Annotated in this window: 16 protein-coding genes; 5 read left to right on the forward strand and 11 right to left on the reverse strand. The window is 67.2% G+C overall.

What is annotated here, in order from left to right:
• Positions 1 to 310: 310 nt before the first annotated feature.
• Positions 311 to 844 carry a hypothetical protein gene (locus ACP15I_RS10845; protein ID WP_424975096.1) on the forward strand — a complete coding sequence of 178 codons (534 nt, stop codon included), beginning with the start codon at positions 311 to 313 and terminating at the stop codon, positions 842 to 844.
• Between the two features lie 115 nt (positions 845 to 959).
• Here ACP15I_RS10845 and ACP15I_RS10850 read toward each other — a convergent pair whose 3' ends face one another.
• From ACP15I_RS10850 to ACP15I_RS10870, 5 genes are all read right to left on the reverse strand, one after another.
• A complete protein-coding gene (locus ACP15I_RS10850; protein WP_424975097.1) occupies positions 960 to 2,801 on the reverse strand; it encodes a M3 family oligoendopeptidase in 1,842 nt (613 codons plus the stop codon).
• A 175-nt stretch (positions 2,802 to 2,976) separates the two neighbouring features.
• Positions 2,977 to 3,765, reverse strand: a complete 789-nt coding sequence (locus ACP15I_RS10855; RefSeq protein WP_424975098.1) for a hypothetical protein — start codon at positions 3,763 to 3,765, stop codon at positions 2,977 to 2,979.
• 176 nt (positions 3,766 to 3,941) lie between these two features.
• On the reverse strand, positions 3,942 to 5,534 hold the full coding sequence (locus ACP15I_RS10860) for an ATP-dependent DNA ligase (protein ID WP_424975099.1): 1,593 nt from the start codon (positions 5,532 to 5,534) through the stop codon (positions 3,942 to 3,944).
• Positions 5,531 to 6,442 (reverse strand): alpha/beta hydrolase fold domain-containing protein, encoded by a 912-nt coding sequence (locus ACP15I_RS10865; RefSeq protein WP_424975100.1) that lies wholly within the window; start codon positions 6,440 to 6,442, stop codon positions 5,531 to 5,533. The genes ACP15I_RS10860 and ACP15I_RS10865 overlap by 4 nt, the downstream gene beginning before the upstream one ends.
• Positions 6,439 to 7,485, reverse strand: a complete 1,047-nt coding sequence (locus ACP15I_RS10870) for a ligase-associated DNA damage response exonuclease (RefSeq protein WP_424975101.1) — start codon at positions 7,483 to 7,485, stop codon at positions 6,439 to 6,441. The genes ACP15I_RS10865 and ACP15I_RS10870 overlap by 4 nt, the downstream gene beginning before the upstream one ends.
• 95 nt (positions 7,486 to 7,580) lie before the next feature.
• On the opposite strand from ACP15I_RS10870, the gene ACP15I_RS10875 reads away from it, so the two are divergent.
• Complete coding sequence (locus ACP15I_RS10875; protein ID WP_424975102.1) at positions 7,581 to 8,336, forward strand: HpcH/HpaI aldolase family protein; 756 nt, start codon at positions 7,581 to 7,583, stop codon at positions 8,334 to 8,336.
• 30 nt (positions 8,337 to 8,366) lie between these two features.
• Here ACP15I_RS10875 and ACP15I_RS10880 read toward each other — a convergent pair whose 3' ends face one another.
• The 4 genes from ACP15I_RS10880 to meaB form a co-directional block, all read right to left on the reverse strand.
• Positions 8,367 to 8,870: a copper chaperone PCu(A)C gene (locus ACP15I_RS10880; RefSeq protein WP_424975103.1), complete on the reverse strand. Its 504-nt coding sequence runs from the start codon at positions 8,868 to 8,870 to the stop codon at positions 8,367 to 8,369.
• Between the two features lie 42 nt (positions 8,871 to 8,912).
• On the reverse strand, positions 8,913 to 9,269 hold the full coding sequence (locus ACP15I_RS10885) for a hypothetical protein (protein WP_424965711.1): 357 nt from the start codon (positions 9,267 to 9,269) through the stop codon (positions 8,913 to 8,915).
• A 213-nt stretch (positions 9,270 to 9,482) separates the two neighbouring features.
• Positions 9,483 to 9,770 (reverse strand): 50S ribosomal protein L28, encoded by a 288-nt coding sequence (gene rpmB / locus ACP15I_RS10890; RefSeq protein ID WP_424965712.1) that lies wholly within the window; start codon positions 9,768 to 9,770, stop codon positions 9,483 to 9,485.
• A 186-nt stretch (positions 9,771 to 9,956) separates the two neighbouring features.
• A complete protein-coding gene (gene meaB / locus ACP15I_RS10895) occupies positions 9,957 to 10,964 on the reverse strand; it encodes a methylmalonyl Co-A mutase-associated GTPase MeaB (RefSeq protein ID WP_424966024.1) in 1,008 nt (335 codons plus the stop codon).
• A 170-nt stretch (positions 10,965 to 11,134) separates the two neighbouring features.
• Between meaB and ACP15I_RS10900 the strand changes: the two genes are divergently transcribed.
• On the forward strand, positions 11,135 to 11,866 hold the full coding sequence (locus ACP15I_RS10900; protein WP_424975104.1) for a DUF3108 domain-containing protein: 732 nt from the start codon (positions 11,135 to 11,137) through the stop codon (positions 11,864 to 11,866).
• A 90-nt stretch (positions 11,867 to 11,956) separates the two neighbouring features.
• Positions 11,957 to 14,401, forward strand: a complete 2,445-nt coding sequence (gene hrpB, locus ACP15I_RS10905; protein ID WP_424975105.1) for an ATP-dependent helicase HrpB — start codon at positions 11,957 to 11,959, stop codon at positions 14,399 to 14,401.
• A 98-nt stretch (positions 14,402 to 14,499) separates the two neighbouring features.
• Here the strand turns inward: hrpB and ACP15I_RS10910 are convergent, their stop codons facing one another.
• Positions 14,500 to 14,889 carry a DUF2147 domain-containing protein gene (locus ACP15I_RS10910; RefSeq protein ID WP_424975106.1) on the reverse strand — a complete coding sequence of 130 codons (390 nt, stop codon included), beginning with the start codon at positions 14,887 to 14,889 and terminating at the stop codon, positions 14,500 to 14,502.
• Positions 14,890 to 15,048: 159 nt separating this feature from the next.
• On the opposite strand from ACP15I_RS10910, the gene hisA reads away from it, so the two are divergent.
• Complete coding sequence (hisA, locus tag ACP15I_RS10915; RefSeq protein ID WP_424965715.1) at positions 15,049 to 15,771, forward strand: 1-(5-phosphoribosyl)-5-[(5-phosphoribosylamino)methylideneamino]imidazole-4-carboxamide isomerase; 723 nt, start codon at positions 15,049 to 15,051, stop codon at positions 15,769 to 15,771.
• Positions 15,772 to 15,849: 78 nt separating this feature from the next.
• Here hisA and ACP15I_RS10920 read toward each other — a convergent pair whose 3' ends face one another.
• Complete coding sequence (locus tag ACP15I_RS10920; RefSeq protein ID WP_424975107.1) at positions 15,850 to 16,971, reverse strand: THUMP domain-containing class I SAM-dependent RNA methyltransferase; 1,122 nt, start codon at positions 16,969 to 16,971, stop codon at positions 15,850 to 15,852.
• Positions 16,972 to 17,011 lie beyond the last annotated feature (40 nt).

A 17,011-nucleotide genomic window follows, 5' to 3' on the forward strand; every position in this document is an offset into this window, starting at 1 on the left:
TCGGTCCGCGTCAGCGGGCGCCGGCCACCGGGAAAACGCCGCACCGGCAATTGCAGACAGGCCGCCCGCCTGTCGCGGCCAACTGGCGGCGACGAGCTGCGCGCCTTTTGCCATCCATGCTGACCTGGCCGCACCCAACTGCGTGGGGCTAACCGATTATATCCGGTGCAAAAAAAGACCAGACCCGGACTTTGGACCAGTTCAGCCACCCGGTCTTGTCCGCTAGGGTCGGACAGCTTGCGCCTTGCCGGGACCCGAAGGTCCCTCGCCGGAGGCGGCTATTTCAACGGGTTGTTTTTGGACTTTGCATATGACTGGACGACTTCTCGCACGTAGCAAAACACTGAGCTGTGCCCCCGGCGTCTCTTTGCTTCTGGCGGCCCCGGGATGGGCCGCGCCACTGTCTTTCAACTTCTCCTTCTCGGAAATGGGCAACACGGTTACCGGTGTGGTGTCCGGCCTTGAGGATGGTATGCAAGGCGCCGCTGCCAGCGTGACGATCACCAGGTCGCCTTTTGGGTCCAAGGGCAACTTTGCGCCCTTCGCATCCCTGAACATGTTCACGGTTTCGGCGGGAATGGTCATAAGCGCATCGTTTCAGGGGTTTGACGACGACGTGAACACCGGTGCGCCCATGGTTTTGCTGTCGTTCGCAGGGCAAAACGGCGCCGTGGTCGCAGTCGGAGGTTCCCCCAGCGACGTGATCGGGTTTGGCACCCTTGTGTTTACACCACATGACGCTGTGGCTCCGATCTCACTTCCGGCGGGTGGGCTGCTGCTTCTGACGGGGCTGGCCGGGGTGGTCGGGCTCTCCCGCCGCAAATCCCGGGCCCAGCGGGGCTAGCCCCAAGGCACGACATCAGCGCGGTGTCTCCGGACTTTCCGCGTTTGATCCAAGGGACCGGCCGGCGTCTGCCGGTCCCTTTCTTTATGCACTGCGGAAGGGGCGTGGCGGGGGATCAGTCCTCCATCGCCTCCAGTTCGTCGATCATGCCCGAGATCATGCTCAGACCCTTGTCCCAGAAGGCCGGGTCCGACGCGTCGAGGCCGAAGGGCGCCAGAAGCTCCTTGTGGTGCTTGGACCCGCCTGCCTTCAGCATCTCGAAATACTTCGACTGGAACTCCGGGTCGCCCTCTTCATAGACAGCATAAAGTGCATTCACGAGCCCGTCGCCAAAGGCATAGGCGTAGACATAGAAGGGCGAGTGGACGAAATGGGGGATATAGGCCCAGAAGGTCTCGTACCCGTCCATGAACTCGAAAACCGGGCCGAGGCTCTCGCCCTGCACGCTCATCCAGAGCTCGCCGATCTCCTCCGGCGTCAGCTCGCCGTTCTTGCGCGCATCGTGGAGCTTGCACTCGAAATCATAAAACGCGATCTGGCGCACGACCGTGTTGATCATGTCCTCGACCTTGCCCGCCAGCAGCGTCTTGCGCGTGGCCTTGTCCGGCGCGGCGTCGAGCAGCTTGCGGAAGGTCAGCATCTCGCCAAAGACCGACGCGGTTTCGGCCAGTGTCAGGGGGGTCGAGCTCAGCAGCTCGCCCTGACCGGCGGCGAGCACCTGATGCACGCCGTGGCCCAGCTCATGGGCCAGCGTCATCACATCGCGCGGTTTGCCCAGATAGTTGAGCATCACGTATGGATGCACCTCGGCCACGGTCGGGTGCGCAAAGGCCCCGGGCGCCTTGCCCGGTTTCACGCCCGCATCGATCCAACCCTTGGTGAAGAACGGCTCGGCGATCCGTGCCATTTCCGGGTCGAACGCGCCATAGGCCTCAAGCACGGTCGATTTGGCCTCGTCCCAATCCACAAGCCGCGTGTCCTCTTGCGGCAGGGGGGCGTTGCGATCCCAGACCTGCATCGTCTCAAGCCCCATCCACTTGGCCTTCAGCGCGTAGTAGCGGTGGCTCAGCTTGGGATAGGCGGCGACGACGGCATTGCGCAGGGCCTCGACGACTTCGGGCTCCACATGGTTGCTCAGATGCCGCCCGGCCTGGGGGCTGGGCAATCCGCGCCAGCGGTCGTTGATCTCTTTTTCCTTGGCCAGAGTGTTATGCACCCGGGCGAAAAGCTTGATCTGCCCTGCAAACTGGCTGGCAAGCTCGCGGGCCGCCGCCTCGCGCTTGTCGCGGTCGGGCTCGGAAAGGAAGTTCAGCGTGCCCTCGATATTATAGGCCTCGCCATCGACCTCGAACATCATGCCCGCAATGGTTTCGTCAAAGAGCCGGTTCCACGCTGCCGCCCCCACGGTCGAGGTGTCGTGGAGGTATTTCTCCAGCTCGTCGCTGAGTTGATAGGGCTTCATGGCGCGCAGCCGGTCGAAGATCGGCTTGTAGCGCGCGAGCTCCGGATTCTTGTCGAACAGCCCGTCGAGCTGTGCATCGGGGATGCGGTTGATCTCGAGCGTGTAGAACACGAGCGGCGTGGTGAAGGTCGTGATCTTGTCCTGCGCATCGGCCATGAACTTGGCGCGCTCGGCGTCGGTGGTGTTCTGGTAATAGCGCAGACCGGCAAAGGACATGATGCGCCCGGCAATCGTGTCGATCCGCTCGTAGCGCTGCACGCAGGTGAGCAGCCCGCTCGCGTCGAGATCGGCAAGCTTGCCCTCGTAATCGGCGGCAAAGTCCCGGCAGGCGGCTTCGAGCCAGTCCATATCGCGTTTCAGCTCCGCCGCATCCTCGCCCGGATAGAGATCGCTTAGATCCCAATCCGGCAAATCCCCAAGGTTCTTGCCCCCGGTCTCGGCAGCGGCATCGCGCAGCGGGGTCGGGGCGGAGAAGGAAAGCGGCAGGCTCTGCATGGGACGTCCTCTTATCTGGTTGGACAAGAGGTAAGGCGGCAGGGGCGGAGGCTCAAGCAGCGAGGCGAAATTTGCGGTATTTCAAAAGCATTTTGGCCAGATGCGGATAGCCCGGGCGACCCTGTCGCGCATCCGGGCCCAGCGTCAGATCGACCAAAGGAGACCGCAGCGGGATCTATGAACGCGGAGGGTTCCCGGCATAGAGATTTCGCATTTGCAACAAAATGCCATTCCTTGGAAACGGCGTGAATTGGCTGGAGAAGCCATATTTCGCGAAATTTGGTCCAAACCCCGACAGCTTGGGGCCGACCTGCCAGTAGATGCTGGCGCTCGGAATTTGCTGGCTCGGGTCACATTGAAGTTTGTATTTCGCTGCGCAGTCCGGCGGGATGACAGTCTGCTGATCCCGTCGCGAGAGGATCACCTTTCCGTTGCAGCGTGCCTCCAGAAAGCCGTCTCCGGACTTTGACCATTTGATCCTGAGCTGAAACTTGTTCCACTGGGACAGCTTCGAGGGTGGCACGCAGACCTGGCGCTCGAATGTCAGCCCACGGACCGTATCCAGCTGCAGATCATAGATGTGGTTCTTGATGCCTTTCGTCCGGCCCCATTCCGCAACCTCCAACTTGGACCATGCGGGTGTCGGGCCTCCGTTATAGCGGAAATTGGGGGCGATCCGGATCTCCATGGAATACTCGACCAGTTGGCCCGGCTTTACGTTTTTGGGTGCGGCGATCCGCGATCTGATATTGCCATTCAGACAATCGCTCTCGCCGCGACCATCACCATACTTTCGGGAGCTGCATCCCTGCGGTTTCAGCTCGAACGACCAAATCCCGCCGCTGTAAACCGGCTTGGAGCCATTGAATTTATGCGGTTTGAACCGCTTCGAGTGATCTTGAGCATGCGCTGCGAATGCGGCGCATATGGAAACCAATGCTAGAACAAACCTGAGAAAATGCATGCTGCCCTCGTTGCGCTGGACGCTCTGACACTATCGTCACGGCCGCCATCTGGCAATTTTCCGCTATTTGTTCAGGGGCCATGGGGGCGGGGCCTTTCCGCGCGGGCGCAGGGATTTGCCACATCTGTAGGAAAGACGCAGTCTGCCCCGCCGCAGTGGGGCGTAAACGGGGCAGATCACCCGTATATCGCCAGCATCTCCTTCAGATCCTCAAGTGTGTTTGCCTCCTGCAAAGGCTTGTCCTTGCGCCAGCGGGACATGCGCGGAAACCTCAGGGCGACGCCGGATTTGTGGCGGGGGCTGGCTTGGATACCCTCGAATGCGATCTCGAAGACATGCTCGGGGGTAACACGCCGCACGGGGCCGAAGCGCTCCAGCGTGTTCTTGCGCACCCAGGCGGTGATCTGGCGGAACTCCGCATCGGTCAGCCCGGAATAGGCCTTGGTAAAGGGCACCAGCTCGTTCCCGTCCCATACCGCGAAGGTGTAGTCGGTAAAGAGGTTCGCGCGCCGCCCATGCCCGGCTTGGGCGTAGATCATCACGGCGTCGATCACCAGCGGATCGACCTTCCATTTCCACCAGTCCCCCTTCTTGCGCCCGGCCAGATAGGGCGAGGCGCGGCGTTTCAGCATCACGCCCTCGGCCCCGAGCGCGCGGGATCCGACGCGGATCTCGGCCAGCGCGTCCCAGCTGTCGAATGTCAGCGCGGGGGAGAGGCGCAGGGGCAGCCCCTCGGGCAGCTCCTCGAGCATCGCTTCCAGCAGCGCGCGGCGCTCGGCCAGTGGCGTATCGCGCAGATCCGTGCCCCCGGCTTCCAGCAGGTCATAGGCCCGCAGGATCACCGGCGCCTCGGTCAGCAGTTTCTTCGGCACCGTCTTGCGCCCGATCCGCTTTTGCAGCGCGTTGAAGGACAGAGGCGCCTCATCGCCCCAGGCCAGCAGCTCGCCATCGAGCACGGTGCCCTCGGGCAGGAAATCGCGCAGGCTGGCCAGTTCGGGGAAGCGGTCAGTCATCAGCTCTTCGCCGCGCGACCAGACGAAATGCTGCCCGCCGCGCAGGATAAGCTGGCCCCGGATGCCATCCCATTTGTGCTCGGCCTGCCAGCCCTCGGGGGGGCCGAGCGTCTCGGGCGCGTCCTCCAACCCGTACGCCAGATAGAACGGATAAGGCTTGGACAGGTCGGCTTCGGGATCCCGGGTCAGCACGAGCGCTTCGAAGCTGGTGGTTTCCGGCGTCCAGTCGCCCATCAGGCGATGTGCGAGCTCGGCCTCGGGGATCTCGGTGGCCTGGGACAGGGCCCGCGTCATCAGCTTGGTCGAGACCCCCATGCGGAAGCCCCCGGTGATCAGCTTGTTGAACACGAAGGCCTCGGTGGGCGGCAGGCTGTCCCAGGCCGACAGGATGAAGGCGCGCCGCTCCGGTTCTTCCAGCGCGGCGAGGCCGCGGATCTCGGTGATCCACTCGCTCAGGCTGCGGGTGCTGGTCTGGCCGGGGGGCGGCAGGACAAGGGCGATCGTCTCGGCCAGATCGCCCACGATCGGATAGGCCTCCTCAAAAAGCCAGAGGGGAATGCCTGCGCGCTCCGCCGCCCACTCCCGCAGGCGCGTCGTGGTGACCGTGCGCTTGGGCCGCCGCCCGGACAAGAGCGCGATGGTCCAGAGTTTGTCAGCCTCGGGGGCCGTGCGGAAATAGGCTGCGAGGGCGGCGACCTTTGGCGTGATCTTGGTGGTCTGATCCAGTGCGGTGAAAAGCTCGGCAAACCGGTTCACGAGGGGCCTCCATGGGCACGCAGAAAGGCCCCGAGGCTGGCCACGGCGCGGTCGGCGCTGCGCGAGCGGCCCGCGTGGATCTGCCAGACATGGGGCATGCCGGGATAGGTCTCGATCGCAACATCGGCCCCGGCGGCACGCAGGGCTTCGGCAGAGGCCAGCGCGTCCCGGGCCAGCGCCTCGCCCTCGGCATATTGGATCAGCGTGGGCGGTGCCGCAGGCAGCGGGGAGGCGAGGGGGGAGGCATAGGGATCCCGCGGGTCATGCCCGCAGAGATAAGCCGCGACCGTATTGCGGCCCCAGCGTTCGGGGATCAGGATCTCGGTCTCGAGCCGGGTCTGAAATCCGCCCGCCTCCAGATCCAGATGGCCGATCGGGGACAACAGCGCCAGCGCAGCGGGCGGGGGCAGACCGGCCCGCGCCGCCCAGTGGAGCAAACCGAGCGCGAGGCAACCGCCCGCGCTGTCACCGGCCACCATGACCGGACCCTCGGCGCTCAGCGCGCCATAGGCCGCAAGCACGTCCTCGGGGGCGGCCGGAAACGGGTGTTGCGGGGCCAGGCGGTAATCCGGCAGCCAGGCGGTGCAGCCCGCTGCCCGGGCGATATGGCTGACCATATGCTGATGACTGCGCGCACTGCCGATGGTGAAGCCGCCCCCATGCAGATAGAGAAGCCGTCCGCCTGTCGCACCTTCGGGGTGCAGGGTCATCGTGGGCACGCTGCCCAGATCCGTCCGTCCCTGCGCCACGCCCTTGCATCGTTTCTCACCCAGAAACACGGTGGCGTCGAAGATCGCACGGAGCAGGGTCTGGGACGGGGTGTAGGCGAGGGTCGGGCGCTGGACATAGCGGGCAAAGAGCGGCCAGAGCCGGTCGCCCATTCCCTCGGGCCCCTGTTGCCGGGTCATTGCGCGTCTCCCGTCGGGCCGGGTTCGGGCGCGTCGCTGTCGCTGTCGGTTTCGACGCTTTCGCCTTCGAACTGGGTTTCGACGATCTGCGCATCGTAGCCCTGATCCTCCAGCCATTTGCGAAAGACCGAGGTGTAGCCATGGGTGACGAATATGCGTTCGGCCCCGGTTTCAGCGATGGCGCTGTTCAGTCCGGGCCAATCCGCATGGTCCGACATGACAAAACCGCGATCCGCCCCGCGCCGCCGTCGCACGCCGCGCATTCGCATCCAGCCCGAGGCAAAGCCGGTCTCGGTCGCGCCGAACCGCTTCATCCAGGGGGTGCCGAGGGCCGAGGGCGTGGCCATGACCAGCGCGCCGGGATGGGTCTTGGCGGTGATCTCGGCGGTGACTTGCACGGTCGGGGGCAGGATCAGGCCCTGATCGCGCAGAACGCGGTTCGTGGCCTCGACCGCGCCATGGGTCAGGATCGGCCCCTGCTCGGGGTCGAGCTGGGCGAGGATCCGTTGCGCCTTGCCCAGAGCATAGGCGCCGAGCACGGCGGTTTTGCCCGCCGCCGCGCAGGCGGCCCACCAGTCGCGGATCGCGGCGACCACATCCGGTTGTGGGTCCCAGCGAAAGACCGGCAGCCCAAAGGTGCATTCGGTGATGAAAGCGTGGCAGGGCACGGGCTCGAACGGTTCGGACAGGCCGTCCTCCTCGATCTTGTAATCGCCCGAAACCACCCAGACCTGACCGCGATGGGCCAGCCGGATCTGGGCCGAGCCCGGCACATGGCCCGCAGGATGAAAGCTCACCTCGACCCCGCCGATCTGGCGCGTTTCGCCATAGCGGATCGTGTCGAGCCGGATCTCGCCCAGCCGGTGGCGCATCACCGGGGCGGCAGCCTCGGTGGCGAGGTAGCGTGCATGGCCGGGGCGGGCGTGATCCGCATGGCCATGGGTGATCAGGGCACGGTCCACCGGGCGCCAGGGGTCGATATGGAAATCGCCCACCGGGCAGTAGATCCCGTGCTCGGTAAAGGTCAGAAGGTCTGCGGCCATGCCCGAGACCTAGCGCCCGCCCCGCGCGCCGCCAAGGGTTGCAGCGCCTGCCCGGCTCTGGTCCAGTGCGGCCATTGCGAACCGGGGGAGGGGACATGACGGAGTTCAGAACAAAGATGGAGGCGGGCGCGCTCTTGGCGGGGACCTTCCTCAAGACACCCGCGATCGAGATGGTCGAGGTGATGGCGCTCTCGGGGCTGGATTTCGTCTGCCTTGATGCAGAACATGCGCCTTTCGACCGGGGACGGATCGATGCCTGCCTCGCCGTGGGGCGGGCGCTGGGCTTTCCCTGCCTCGTGCGGGTGCCGGATGCGGCCCCGGCCACGCTGATGCAGGCGCTGGATGCGGGTGCGGCCGGGGTGGTCGTGCCCCATGTGGACAGCGCCGAGAAGGCCGCATCCATCGCCAAGGCCTGCCGCTATGGCGGCGGGGGGCGGGGCTATGCGGGCTCGACGCGCTCGGCGGGGTACGGCACCCAAACCATGGCGGCGGTGCTGGGCAGCAGCGACGCACCGATCGTCATTGCCCAGATCGAGGATGCCGAAGGGGTCGAGGCCTGCGAGGGGATCGCGGCGACCCCGGGCATTGACGGGGTCTTTCTCGGCCCCGCGGATCTGTCGGTGTCCTATGGCAAGACGGATCAGAGCTCGGACGAGCTGATGGCGGCCATCGCCCGCGTCGGAGAGGCCTGTGCGGCCACGGGCAAGCCCTATATGACCTTCGCCGCCAATGTGGAGAAAGCCGCGGCCTGGCGGCGCTACGGCTTCACGGTGTTCTTCGTGGCCTCCGAGCATGCCTGGATGATGCAAGGGGCCCGGGCCACCGCCGAGGGGATCGGCGCGCTCGACTGACGGCGCGCCAACCCCGGTGGACCGGCTGGGTCAGTGCTTGTGCCCGCTATGGCCGCCATGGCCGTGCTGGTGGTCATGCCCGCCATGCTCGGCGGCCCGTTCGAGATCCACAGGGATCTCCAGCGTGACCTCACCGGCCTTCTCGAAGACGAGGGTGACCGGCACCATATCGCCCTGGGACCAGCTCTCTTTGAGGCCCATGAACATCACGTGGTCACCGCCGCGCTTGAGCATGTAGGTCTCGCCTGCGGGGATCGTGAAGCCATCCTCGACCTCGCGCATGAGCATCACGCCGTTGCCGTCATCGATATGGGTGTGCAGCTCGACCCGAGCAGAGGCGGGCGAGCTGGCCGAGACGAGGCGGTCGTCCTCGGCGCCGTGGTTCATGATTTCCATGAAGGCGGCCCCGGATTTGGCAACCGGCGAGGCGGCGCGCGCATAAGGGTCCATCACCATGATGGATGTGTCCATGGCGATCGCGGGCAGTGCAGCGAGGCCGAGGCCCGCCGCGAGGATGAGAGATTTCAAAGACATGTCTGAGGTCCTGAGAAAAGAGATCTGAAAGGTGAAGCGTGTTCAGATCACCACAGGCGGTGCGCGCGGCGCGCCTCCGGGTTCGGGCGGTTGCGCCCAGAGACAGGGGCTCTGACGCGGCCGGAAGCTGGTCGCGCCAAAGGCCGGATCGGTCGCAAGTTCCGCGCGCAGCGTCACGGCAGCCAGTCCGATCAGAGCGCAATCAGGGCAGGTATGGCTGGCCTGAACCGGGTTGCCTTCGGCGTCGAGCCGCAGGGTTTCGGTTTCTGACCCGACGCAGATCACCGCGATCATGCCCGGGTCCGCCGCCATCTGGCCCCGGGCCACGGCCATCGCGCCGCTGGTCCCCACAAGGGTCAGCGCGAGGCAGATCGCGAGGAGGCGGCGAAGATGCGTCACACCCAGAGAGGTAGGCGGGGCGGCGCGCTTTGGAAAATGGTCGCTTTGTCGCATCCGGGGTCACACGCGCGCGCTGCCGAAGGCCGGCGGGTCGCCCAAAGCGCGGGCCTGTCGTAAGAGCCGCATCCGCGTCGCGGCCCTTACGACAGCAGAAAACGCAAAACGCCCCGCGCGGATCCACCGGCGGAGCGTCTTGTCGAAATCTCAGAGGGATCAGGCGGCGGCCTGAGCCTTTGCGATGTCTTTCTTGATCTTGAGCGCCTTCTCGGACAGCTCGGCATCCTTGGCTTTGGCCAGGAAGCTGTCCAGCCCACCGCGGTGGTCCACGGTGCGCAGAGCCGCTGCCGAGATGCGCAGCTTGAAGCCGCGGCCCAGAGTCTCGGACATCAGGGTCACATCGTTCAGGTTCGGCAGGAAGCGCCGCTTGGTCTTGTTGTTGGCGTGGCTGACATTGTTGCCAACCATTACGCCTTTTCCTGTCAGTTCGCAGCGGCGCGACATCGGCTCGCTCCTCGTTGTCTAGCGGTTCGGATCGAAAAGGGGCGCGCTCGAAGGGGCCCCGGAAACTTGAAGCTGCCGTCTAAGACGAATGCCTGCGGGCGTCAAGCGATTCATTCACGGCACGAGCACTGCGCGGACACGGCGTCGGTCCTGCGCGGGCGGGATCCGTGCCCGCGTCCGGGGATATCAGCCCTCGGACGGGCCAGCCCCGAGGCTGTCGAGGATGTCCGCGGCCGCCTGACTGGCCGATAGCTGCCCACCTGCGACCGCATCCGACAGCCGGTCCATGGCCGCGCGGGTCGCCTGATCCTCGGTCAGGCGCGCCAGCAGCCCGGCGCGCACCTCGGTCTCGAACCAGCCCCGCGCCTGCGCAGCGCGCCGTTGGTCCCAATGGGCGTTTTCCTTGCGCCATGTGGCCAGGGTCTGCATCTCGTGCCAGGCCTCGGGCAGGCCGGTGCCCGTGACCGCCGACACCATCAGCGCCTTGGGGAAGTCCTCTGGATCCTCGGGCCGCTTTCGCAGGAGCCGGAGCGCCCCGGCGTAATCCGCGCAGGTCCGCGTGGCCGTGGCCTTCAGATCGCCATCGGCCTTGTTGATCAGGATGACGTCGGCGGTCTCCATGATCCCGCGCTTGACCCCCTGCAATTCGTCCCCGCCCGCCGGGGCCAGAAGCAGCACGAAGAGGTCCGACATCTCGGCCACCATGGTCTCGGACTGTCCGACGCCGACGGTTTCGATCAGAACCACATCGAAGCCTGCCGCCTCGACCAGTGCCACGGCCTCGCGCGTGCGGCGCGACACGCCACCGAGATGCGACAGGGATGGCGAGGGGCGAATGAACGCCCCCGGCGCGCGGCTCAGCCGCTCCATCCGGGTCTTGTCGCCGAGGATCGAGCCGCCCGTGCGCGCCGAGCTCGGATCAACGGCCAGCACCGCGACCTTCAACCCGGCCTCGATCAGCATCATGCCAAAGGCTTCGATGAAGGTGGACTTGCCCACGCCCGGCGTGCCCGAAAGTCCGATGCGCAGCGCCTGTCGCCCGCTGCCGGCGAGCCGCTGCAGAAGGGCCGTTGCCGTGGCGCGGTCTGCGGGGCGGGTGCTCTCGATCAGGGTGATGGCCCGGGCAAGCGCCCGGCGCTCCCCGGCGGTGATCCGGGTGGCGAGCGTTTCCAGATCCGGCAGGCGGGCATTGATCCGGTCGGCGGGCGCGGGCGTGGTCTGGTCGGTGGGCACGTGGCGGTCTTTCGCTGGGTCGATCTGACATTCCCGTCAGGGCAATTGACGGCTTCGCGGTTTTCTTGCCTTGTCGTCCTATGTCTTGTCCAGACGACAGCGGCGCGCGCCCACGACGACAGGAGGCGAAAGTGACAGTAAAATTGCGAAATGCCCTGCGATCCGCGCTGATCGGGCTGGCTCTGGCGGCGGCACCGGCCATGGCGACAGAGCAGGGGGTGTTCGATGTCTCGCTCGGCGGCGTGCGCGCGGCGGTGGTGCAATACGCGGCCAACACCGATGGCAATCGCTATGCGGTGACCGGCAAGGTGCGGACCACGGGCCTGCTCGGCGCGGTGGTGAAAGCCTCCTACGAGGCGACGGCGCGCGGTCAGCAGACCGGCCCGAGCGCCTATCGCCCGAGTTCCTTCGTGGAGATTCGCGATGCCAGTGGCGAACGCTCGGAGGCCGAGATGCTCTACCGGGGTGGGCGGCCACAGGTGAAGGTCTATGACCCGCCGCGCGAGGCGGACCGTCACGCGGTCGATCCCGCCACCCAGACGGGGACGGTGGATCCGATGACGGTAATCTATGCCGCCCTGCGCGATCAGCCCGAGGCCCGGGTCTGTGATCTGACCTTGCAGGTTTTCGACGGCAAGCGGCGCAGCGAGGTGGTTCTGTCCAACCGCCGTGCCGGGGCGGGTGGCGAGATCACCTGCCAGGGGCTCTATCGTCGGATCGCCGGCTGGTCGCCCCGCAAGCTGGCCGAGAAGACGCGCTTCACCTTCGAGATGACCTATGCCCCGCGTGGCGATGGGATCTACGAGGTCGCGCGGGTGACCACGGACACCACCTTTGGCCGCGCGGTGCTGAAGCGACGCTGAGCCCGGTGGCGCGCGCCCCTTGACCCGGCCGCGGCCGAATGGTTCGGTCCCGCGCAACCCCGCCCGATGCCAGCAAGGACCGCGCGCCCCATGCCCGCAGCCGACGCCCTTCCCATTGACGAGGCCCTGCCTGATCTGCTCGCTGCCATGGCGCGGGGCGGGGCGGCCGTGTTGCAGGCACCACCGGGCGCGGGCAAGACCACGCGGGTCCCGCTCGCCCTGCTGGAGGCCGGGGCCGCAGGCCGGATCGTCATGCTGGAGCCGCGCCGTCTCGCGGCGCGTGCCGCGGCCGAGCGGATGGCCGCAACCCTTGGGGAGCCGGTGGGGCAGACCGTGGGCTACCGCATGCGCGGCGCCTCCAAGACCGGTCCGGACACCCGGATCGAAGTGGTCACCGAAGGCATCCTGACCCGATGGTTGCAGGCCGATCCGGAGCTGCCCGGGATCGGGACCGTGATCTTCGACGAGTTCCACGAACGCTCGCTGAACGCGGATCTGGGGCTGGCGCTCTGTCTCGAGGTGCGCGCCGCCCTGCGCGAGGATCTGCGCCTGCTGGTCATGTCGGCGACGCTCGATGCCGCGCCCGTGGCGGCGCTGATGGGGGATGTCCCGGTGGTCACAAGTGCGGGGCGCAGCTTTCCGGTGGAGGACCGTTACCTGCCGCGCCCCGTGCCGAAGACGACGCGCTTTCCCGCCGCGGTGGCCGCGCTCACCCGCCAGGCCCTGGCCGAGGCCGAGGGCAGCGCGCTTGTCTTTTTGCCGGGCGAGGGGGAGATCCGGCAGGTGGCCCGTCTGCTGGAACAGGATCTGCCCGCGGATACGGTGCTGCGCCCGCTTTACGGGGCCATGAAACTCGCCGAGCAGCGCGCGGCAATCGCGCCTGCGCCTGCGGGGCAGCGCAAGGTGGTGCTGGCCACGTCCATCGCCGAGACGTCCCTGACGATCGAGGATGTGCGCATCGTGGTGGATGGCGGGCGGGCGCGGCGTGCGCGGTTTGACCCGGCCTCGGGCATGTCCCGGCTGGTGACCGATCCAGTGAGCCGTGCCGAGGCGACCCAGCGCGCGGGCCGGGCCGGGCGGGTCGCGCCGGGCCTCTGCTACAAGCTCTGGACCAAGGGGGCGGAGGGGGCCTTTGCGGCCTTCGCACCACCCGAGATCGCGGTCGCGGACCTGAGCGCGCTGGCGCTGGATCTGGCGATCTGGGGCACGGGGCCTGCGGATCTGGCGCTGTTGACCCCGCCGCCCGATGGGGCCTGGGCCGAGGCGCAGGCGCTCTGCCAGTCGCTCGGGGCGTTGGACGCTGAGATGCGGATCACCGATCACGGGCATGCGCTGGCGCGCCTGCCCACGCATCCGCGCCTCGCGCATATGCTGCGCCGGGCCGGGGCGCAGGCCGCACCGTTGGCGGCCCTGCTCTCCGAGCGGGACCTGGATCGCAATGCGGGCGTTGATCTCGCGCGACGGCTGGCCATTTTGCGCGGTGATGCGCCCTGTCCGGATCCCGGTGCCCGCGCGCGGGTGCAGGCCGAGGCCAAGCGCCTCGCGCGGGATCTGCCGAAGGCAGAGACGCTGAGCCTTGGCGCACAGGCAGCGCTGGCCTATCCCGACCGGATCGGGCTGCGCCGTCCCGGCGATGATCCGCGCTACCTGTTGTCAGGGGGGAAGGGGGCGGTGATGGATCCTGCGGCGAGCCTTGCGGGCGCGCGGCTGCTCGTGGCCACCGATCTCGACGGCAACCCGCGGGAGGCTCGGATCCGGCAGGCAGCGGAGTTGAGCGAAGCAGAGTTGCGCGCGCTCTACGGGGATCAGATCCAGTGGCGCGATCACTGCCACTGGTCGCGCCGCCACCGCCGGGTCGAGGCCCGCCAGCAGGAGATGTTCGGCGCGCTTGTCCTGTCGGACCGGATCTGGCGCGATGTGCCAGAGGCCGCGCGCGCCGAGGCCGCTTTGGCGGGGCTGCGGGATCTGGGGCTGGAGGCGCTGGGCGGGAAGGCCAGCTTTGCCCGCCTTCGGGCACGGGTCGCGCTCTGCCGGGCCGGCGGGATGGAGCTGCCGGAAATGTCCGACGATGCCCTGCTCGCGGCGGCGGAGGGCTGGCTGCTCCCCTATCTCGGGCAGGTGCGCGGGGCAGAGGACCTGCGCGCGCTCGACCCGCTCGAGCCGCTGAGAACCTGGCTTGGCTGGGACGCGCTCCAGGCGATCGAGGCACAGGCGCCCGCCGCCATCACGACACCGCTCGGGCGCGAACTCCCGGTGGATTACAGCGGCGACGCGCCCGAAGTGTCCGCCCGGGTGCAGGAGTTTTTCGGCGTCACCCGGCATCCGACCGTGGGGCCGGGGCGGGTGCCCTTGCGGATCACGCTGCTGTCGCCGGGTCAAAAGCCCGTGGCGGTTACCTCGGACCTTCCCGGCTTCTGGGCGGGTGGCTACGCGGATCTGCGCAAGGACATGCGGGGCCGGTATCCGAAACATCCATGGCCCGAAGACCCGACCGAGGCCGACCCGACCGTGCGCGCCAAACCGCGCCGCAGGTGAGACGCGCGCCGCGTCGCGCGCCCCTTTGTCTTGAGTCTGGAAATATCCCCGCCGGAGGCAGCGTGCCTGCTGCGCCGACGGTCAGGCCGTTGGCGCGCTCAGCGCACCCGTTGCCATGTATTGCCCCGACAGATCGGTCCGACGCAGCCCGACACCTTCAGCAGATCCCCGTCGAGCGACATTTTCGAGCGATAGGTCTTGTCCGCCCCCGGATCCCAGATCTTGCCCTTGCCATAGGCACCATCGCCCTGGTTCTGCATGTCCCAGACGATGTTCTTGCCGATATTGTCGGACGCGATGGGTGTCCCGTTCGAGGTAAAGGAACGCAGGAGCTTGCCGCAGATCTTGCCGCTGCACTCGTAGAATTCCACATGGCCCACATTGCCCTCGTCATTCGGGGCGGTCTGGAACACGCCCTTGACCGCATCGGCGGCCGCGGGGCTGGCTAGGGCCGCGCAGGCGGCCAGGATCGCGAAGATCGATTTCACTTGGGTGTCCTCCTCCTTGGATGGCCGGACGCTCGCAAATCCTCTCTGCGCGCGGCAAGTGTGACGTAACGCCAGCCCGCAAAGTGCCGTTGCGTCTTTGCAATCGGACGCGTCGCCCGCTAGAGACCCGCTCAGACACAGACAGCCGGAGCCCGCGCGATGATCCTCTACCCCGCAATCGACCTCAAGGACGGCCAGGCCGTGCGGCTCTACAAGGGCGATATGGACAAGGCGACCGTGTTTCATGACAGCCCTGCCGAACAGGCAAAGGCGTTTCAGGAGGCGGGCTGCGAGTGGCTCCATCTGGTCGATCTGAACGGCGCCTTTGCCGGCACCCCGGTCAACGGGGCGGCGGTGGAGGCGATCCTGGCGGCGACCTCGGTGCCGGCGCAGCTGGGCGGTGGCATTCGCGACATGGCAACGATCGAGATGTGGCTCACGCGAGGGATTGCCCGGGTCATTCTCGGGACCGTGGCGGTCGAGGATCCGGATCTGGTGCGCGCCGCGGCCAAGGCCTTTCCGGGCAAGGTGGCCGTGGGGCTCGACGCGCGCAACGGGCGCGTGGCGACACGGGGCTGGGCCGAGGAGACCGACCTGATGGTCACGGATCTGGCGAAATCCTTCGAAGATGCGGGGGTTGCGGCGATCATCTATACGGATATTGACCGGGACGGCGCCATGCAGGGCCCAAATGTGACGGCGACGGCTGCGCTCGCCCATGCGACCTCGATCCCGGTGATCGCGTCGGGCGGGGTGTCCTCGCTGGAGGATCTGCGCGCGCTGAAGGCAACGGGCGCGCCGCTGAACGGGGCGATCTCGGGCCGTGCGCTCTATGATGGGGCGATTGATCTGGCAGAGGCTCTAGCGGTTCTGAAAGCCTGAGCGAGGGCGCGGCTGGTGTCCGTCGCGGGGGCCAGCCCCCGCACCCCCGGAGTATTTCGGGAACAATGAGAGGCAATCTCAGGGCAGGGGATCGGTGTGCCAGAGCGTGACCTTGAGCCCGCCCAGTGACACGGCGGGGCCGGAGGGCAGGAAGGGAAGGCCCGTTGCCTTGGCCAGCCCGCCATCGGAGGTGATGACCCCGACCCGCCAGCCGGAAAACCCGGTCGCAAGCACCTTCCCGAGACTTCCATAGAGGCCAAAGAGCAGCTTGCGATTGCCGATCCGCGCCCCATAGGGCGGGTTTACAAGCACGAGCCCTGGTCCCGGCACGGGCGGGATCAGATCGGAGATCGGTTGGCGTTCGAACCGGGTAACGGCGCTCAGCCCGGCGCGTTCGGCATTGCCGCGCGCCCCCCGGATCGCCCCGTCATCCCGGTCGAAGCCAAAGGCCAGCGGGGTTGAGCCAGGCGGGTCCGCCGCGCGGCGCGTGCGCTGCGCGGCCACGGCCTCTGGCACAGCGGATGCCAAGTTTTCGAATGCGAAAGACCGATCGCGCCCGGGGGCGAGGCCGAGGGCAAGTTCGGCGGCTTCCAGTACGAAGGTTCCCGAGCCGCACATTGGATCCACGAGAGGCTCTGTTCCGCTAAAGCCCATCTGTCGCAGAAAGAGCGCGGCCAGCGTTTCGCGCATGGGCGCTTTTCCGACAAACTCCTTATGTCCGCGCCGGTGCAGTGGGGCGCCGGAGGTATCCAGGCTGATCTGCACCAGATCGTCTTCGATCCGCACCAGCAGGCGCAGAGCGTCCTCTCCCTTGCCCTCGGGCGCGCCGAGGGTCTCGGTGATGGCCCGCATCACCCTCTGGGCGGCCGCGCGGTCGTGATAGATCTTGGAGCGGCGGCAGGTCGCCTCGACCCGCACAGGCACGTCCGGACGCAGCACATCGCCCCAGGGGAATTTGCGCGCGCGCTTGTCGAGCTGCGCCAGATGGAAAGCTCGGAAGCTGCCGAGCCGCACCAGCACCCTTGCCGCGCCTCGCAGGTGCAGGTTCGCGCGCCAGATGTCGGGCCAGTCGCCCGTGGTCTCGACCCCGCCGGGCACGGCGCGCGGGGCGGCAAAGCCCAACTCCGCCGCTTCGGCGGCGAGTATGGGTTCCAGCCCCGGAGGAGCCGCGAGAAAAATGTCGAAAGGCGGTGTCGTCATGGGGCGGGCTTACCCCGGATCGCCGTCCGGCGCGAGGGCC

Origin of the sequence: Dinoroseobacter sp. S124A, from assembly GCF_049801015.1 — a bacterium.
Classification (GTDB): domain Bacteria; phylum Pseudomonadota; class Alphaproteobacteria; order Rhodobacterales; family Rhodobacteraceae; genus Dinoroseobacter.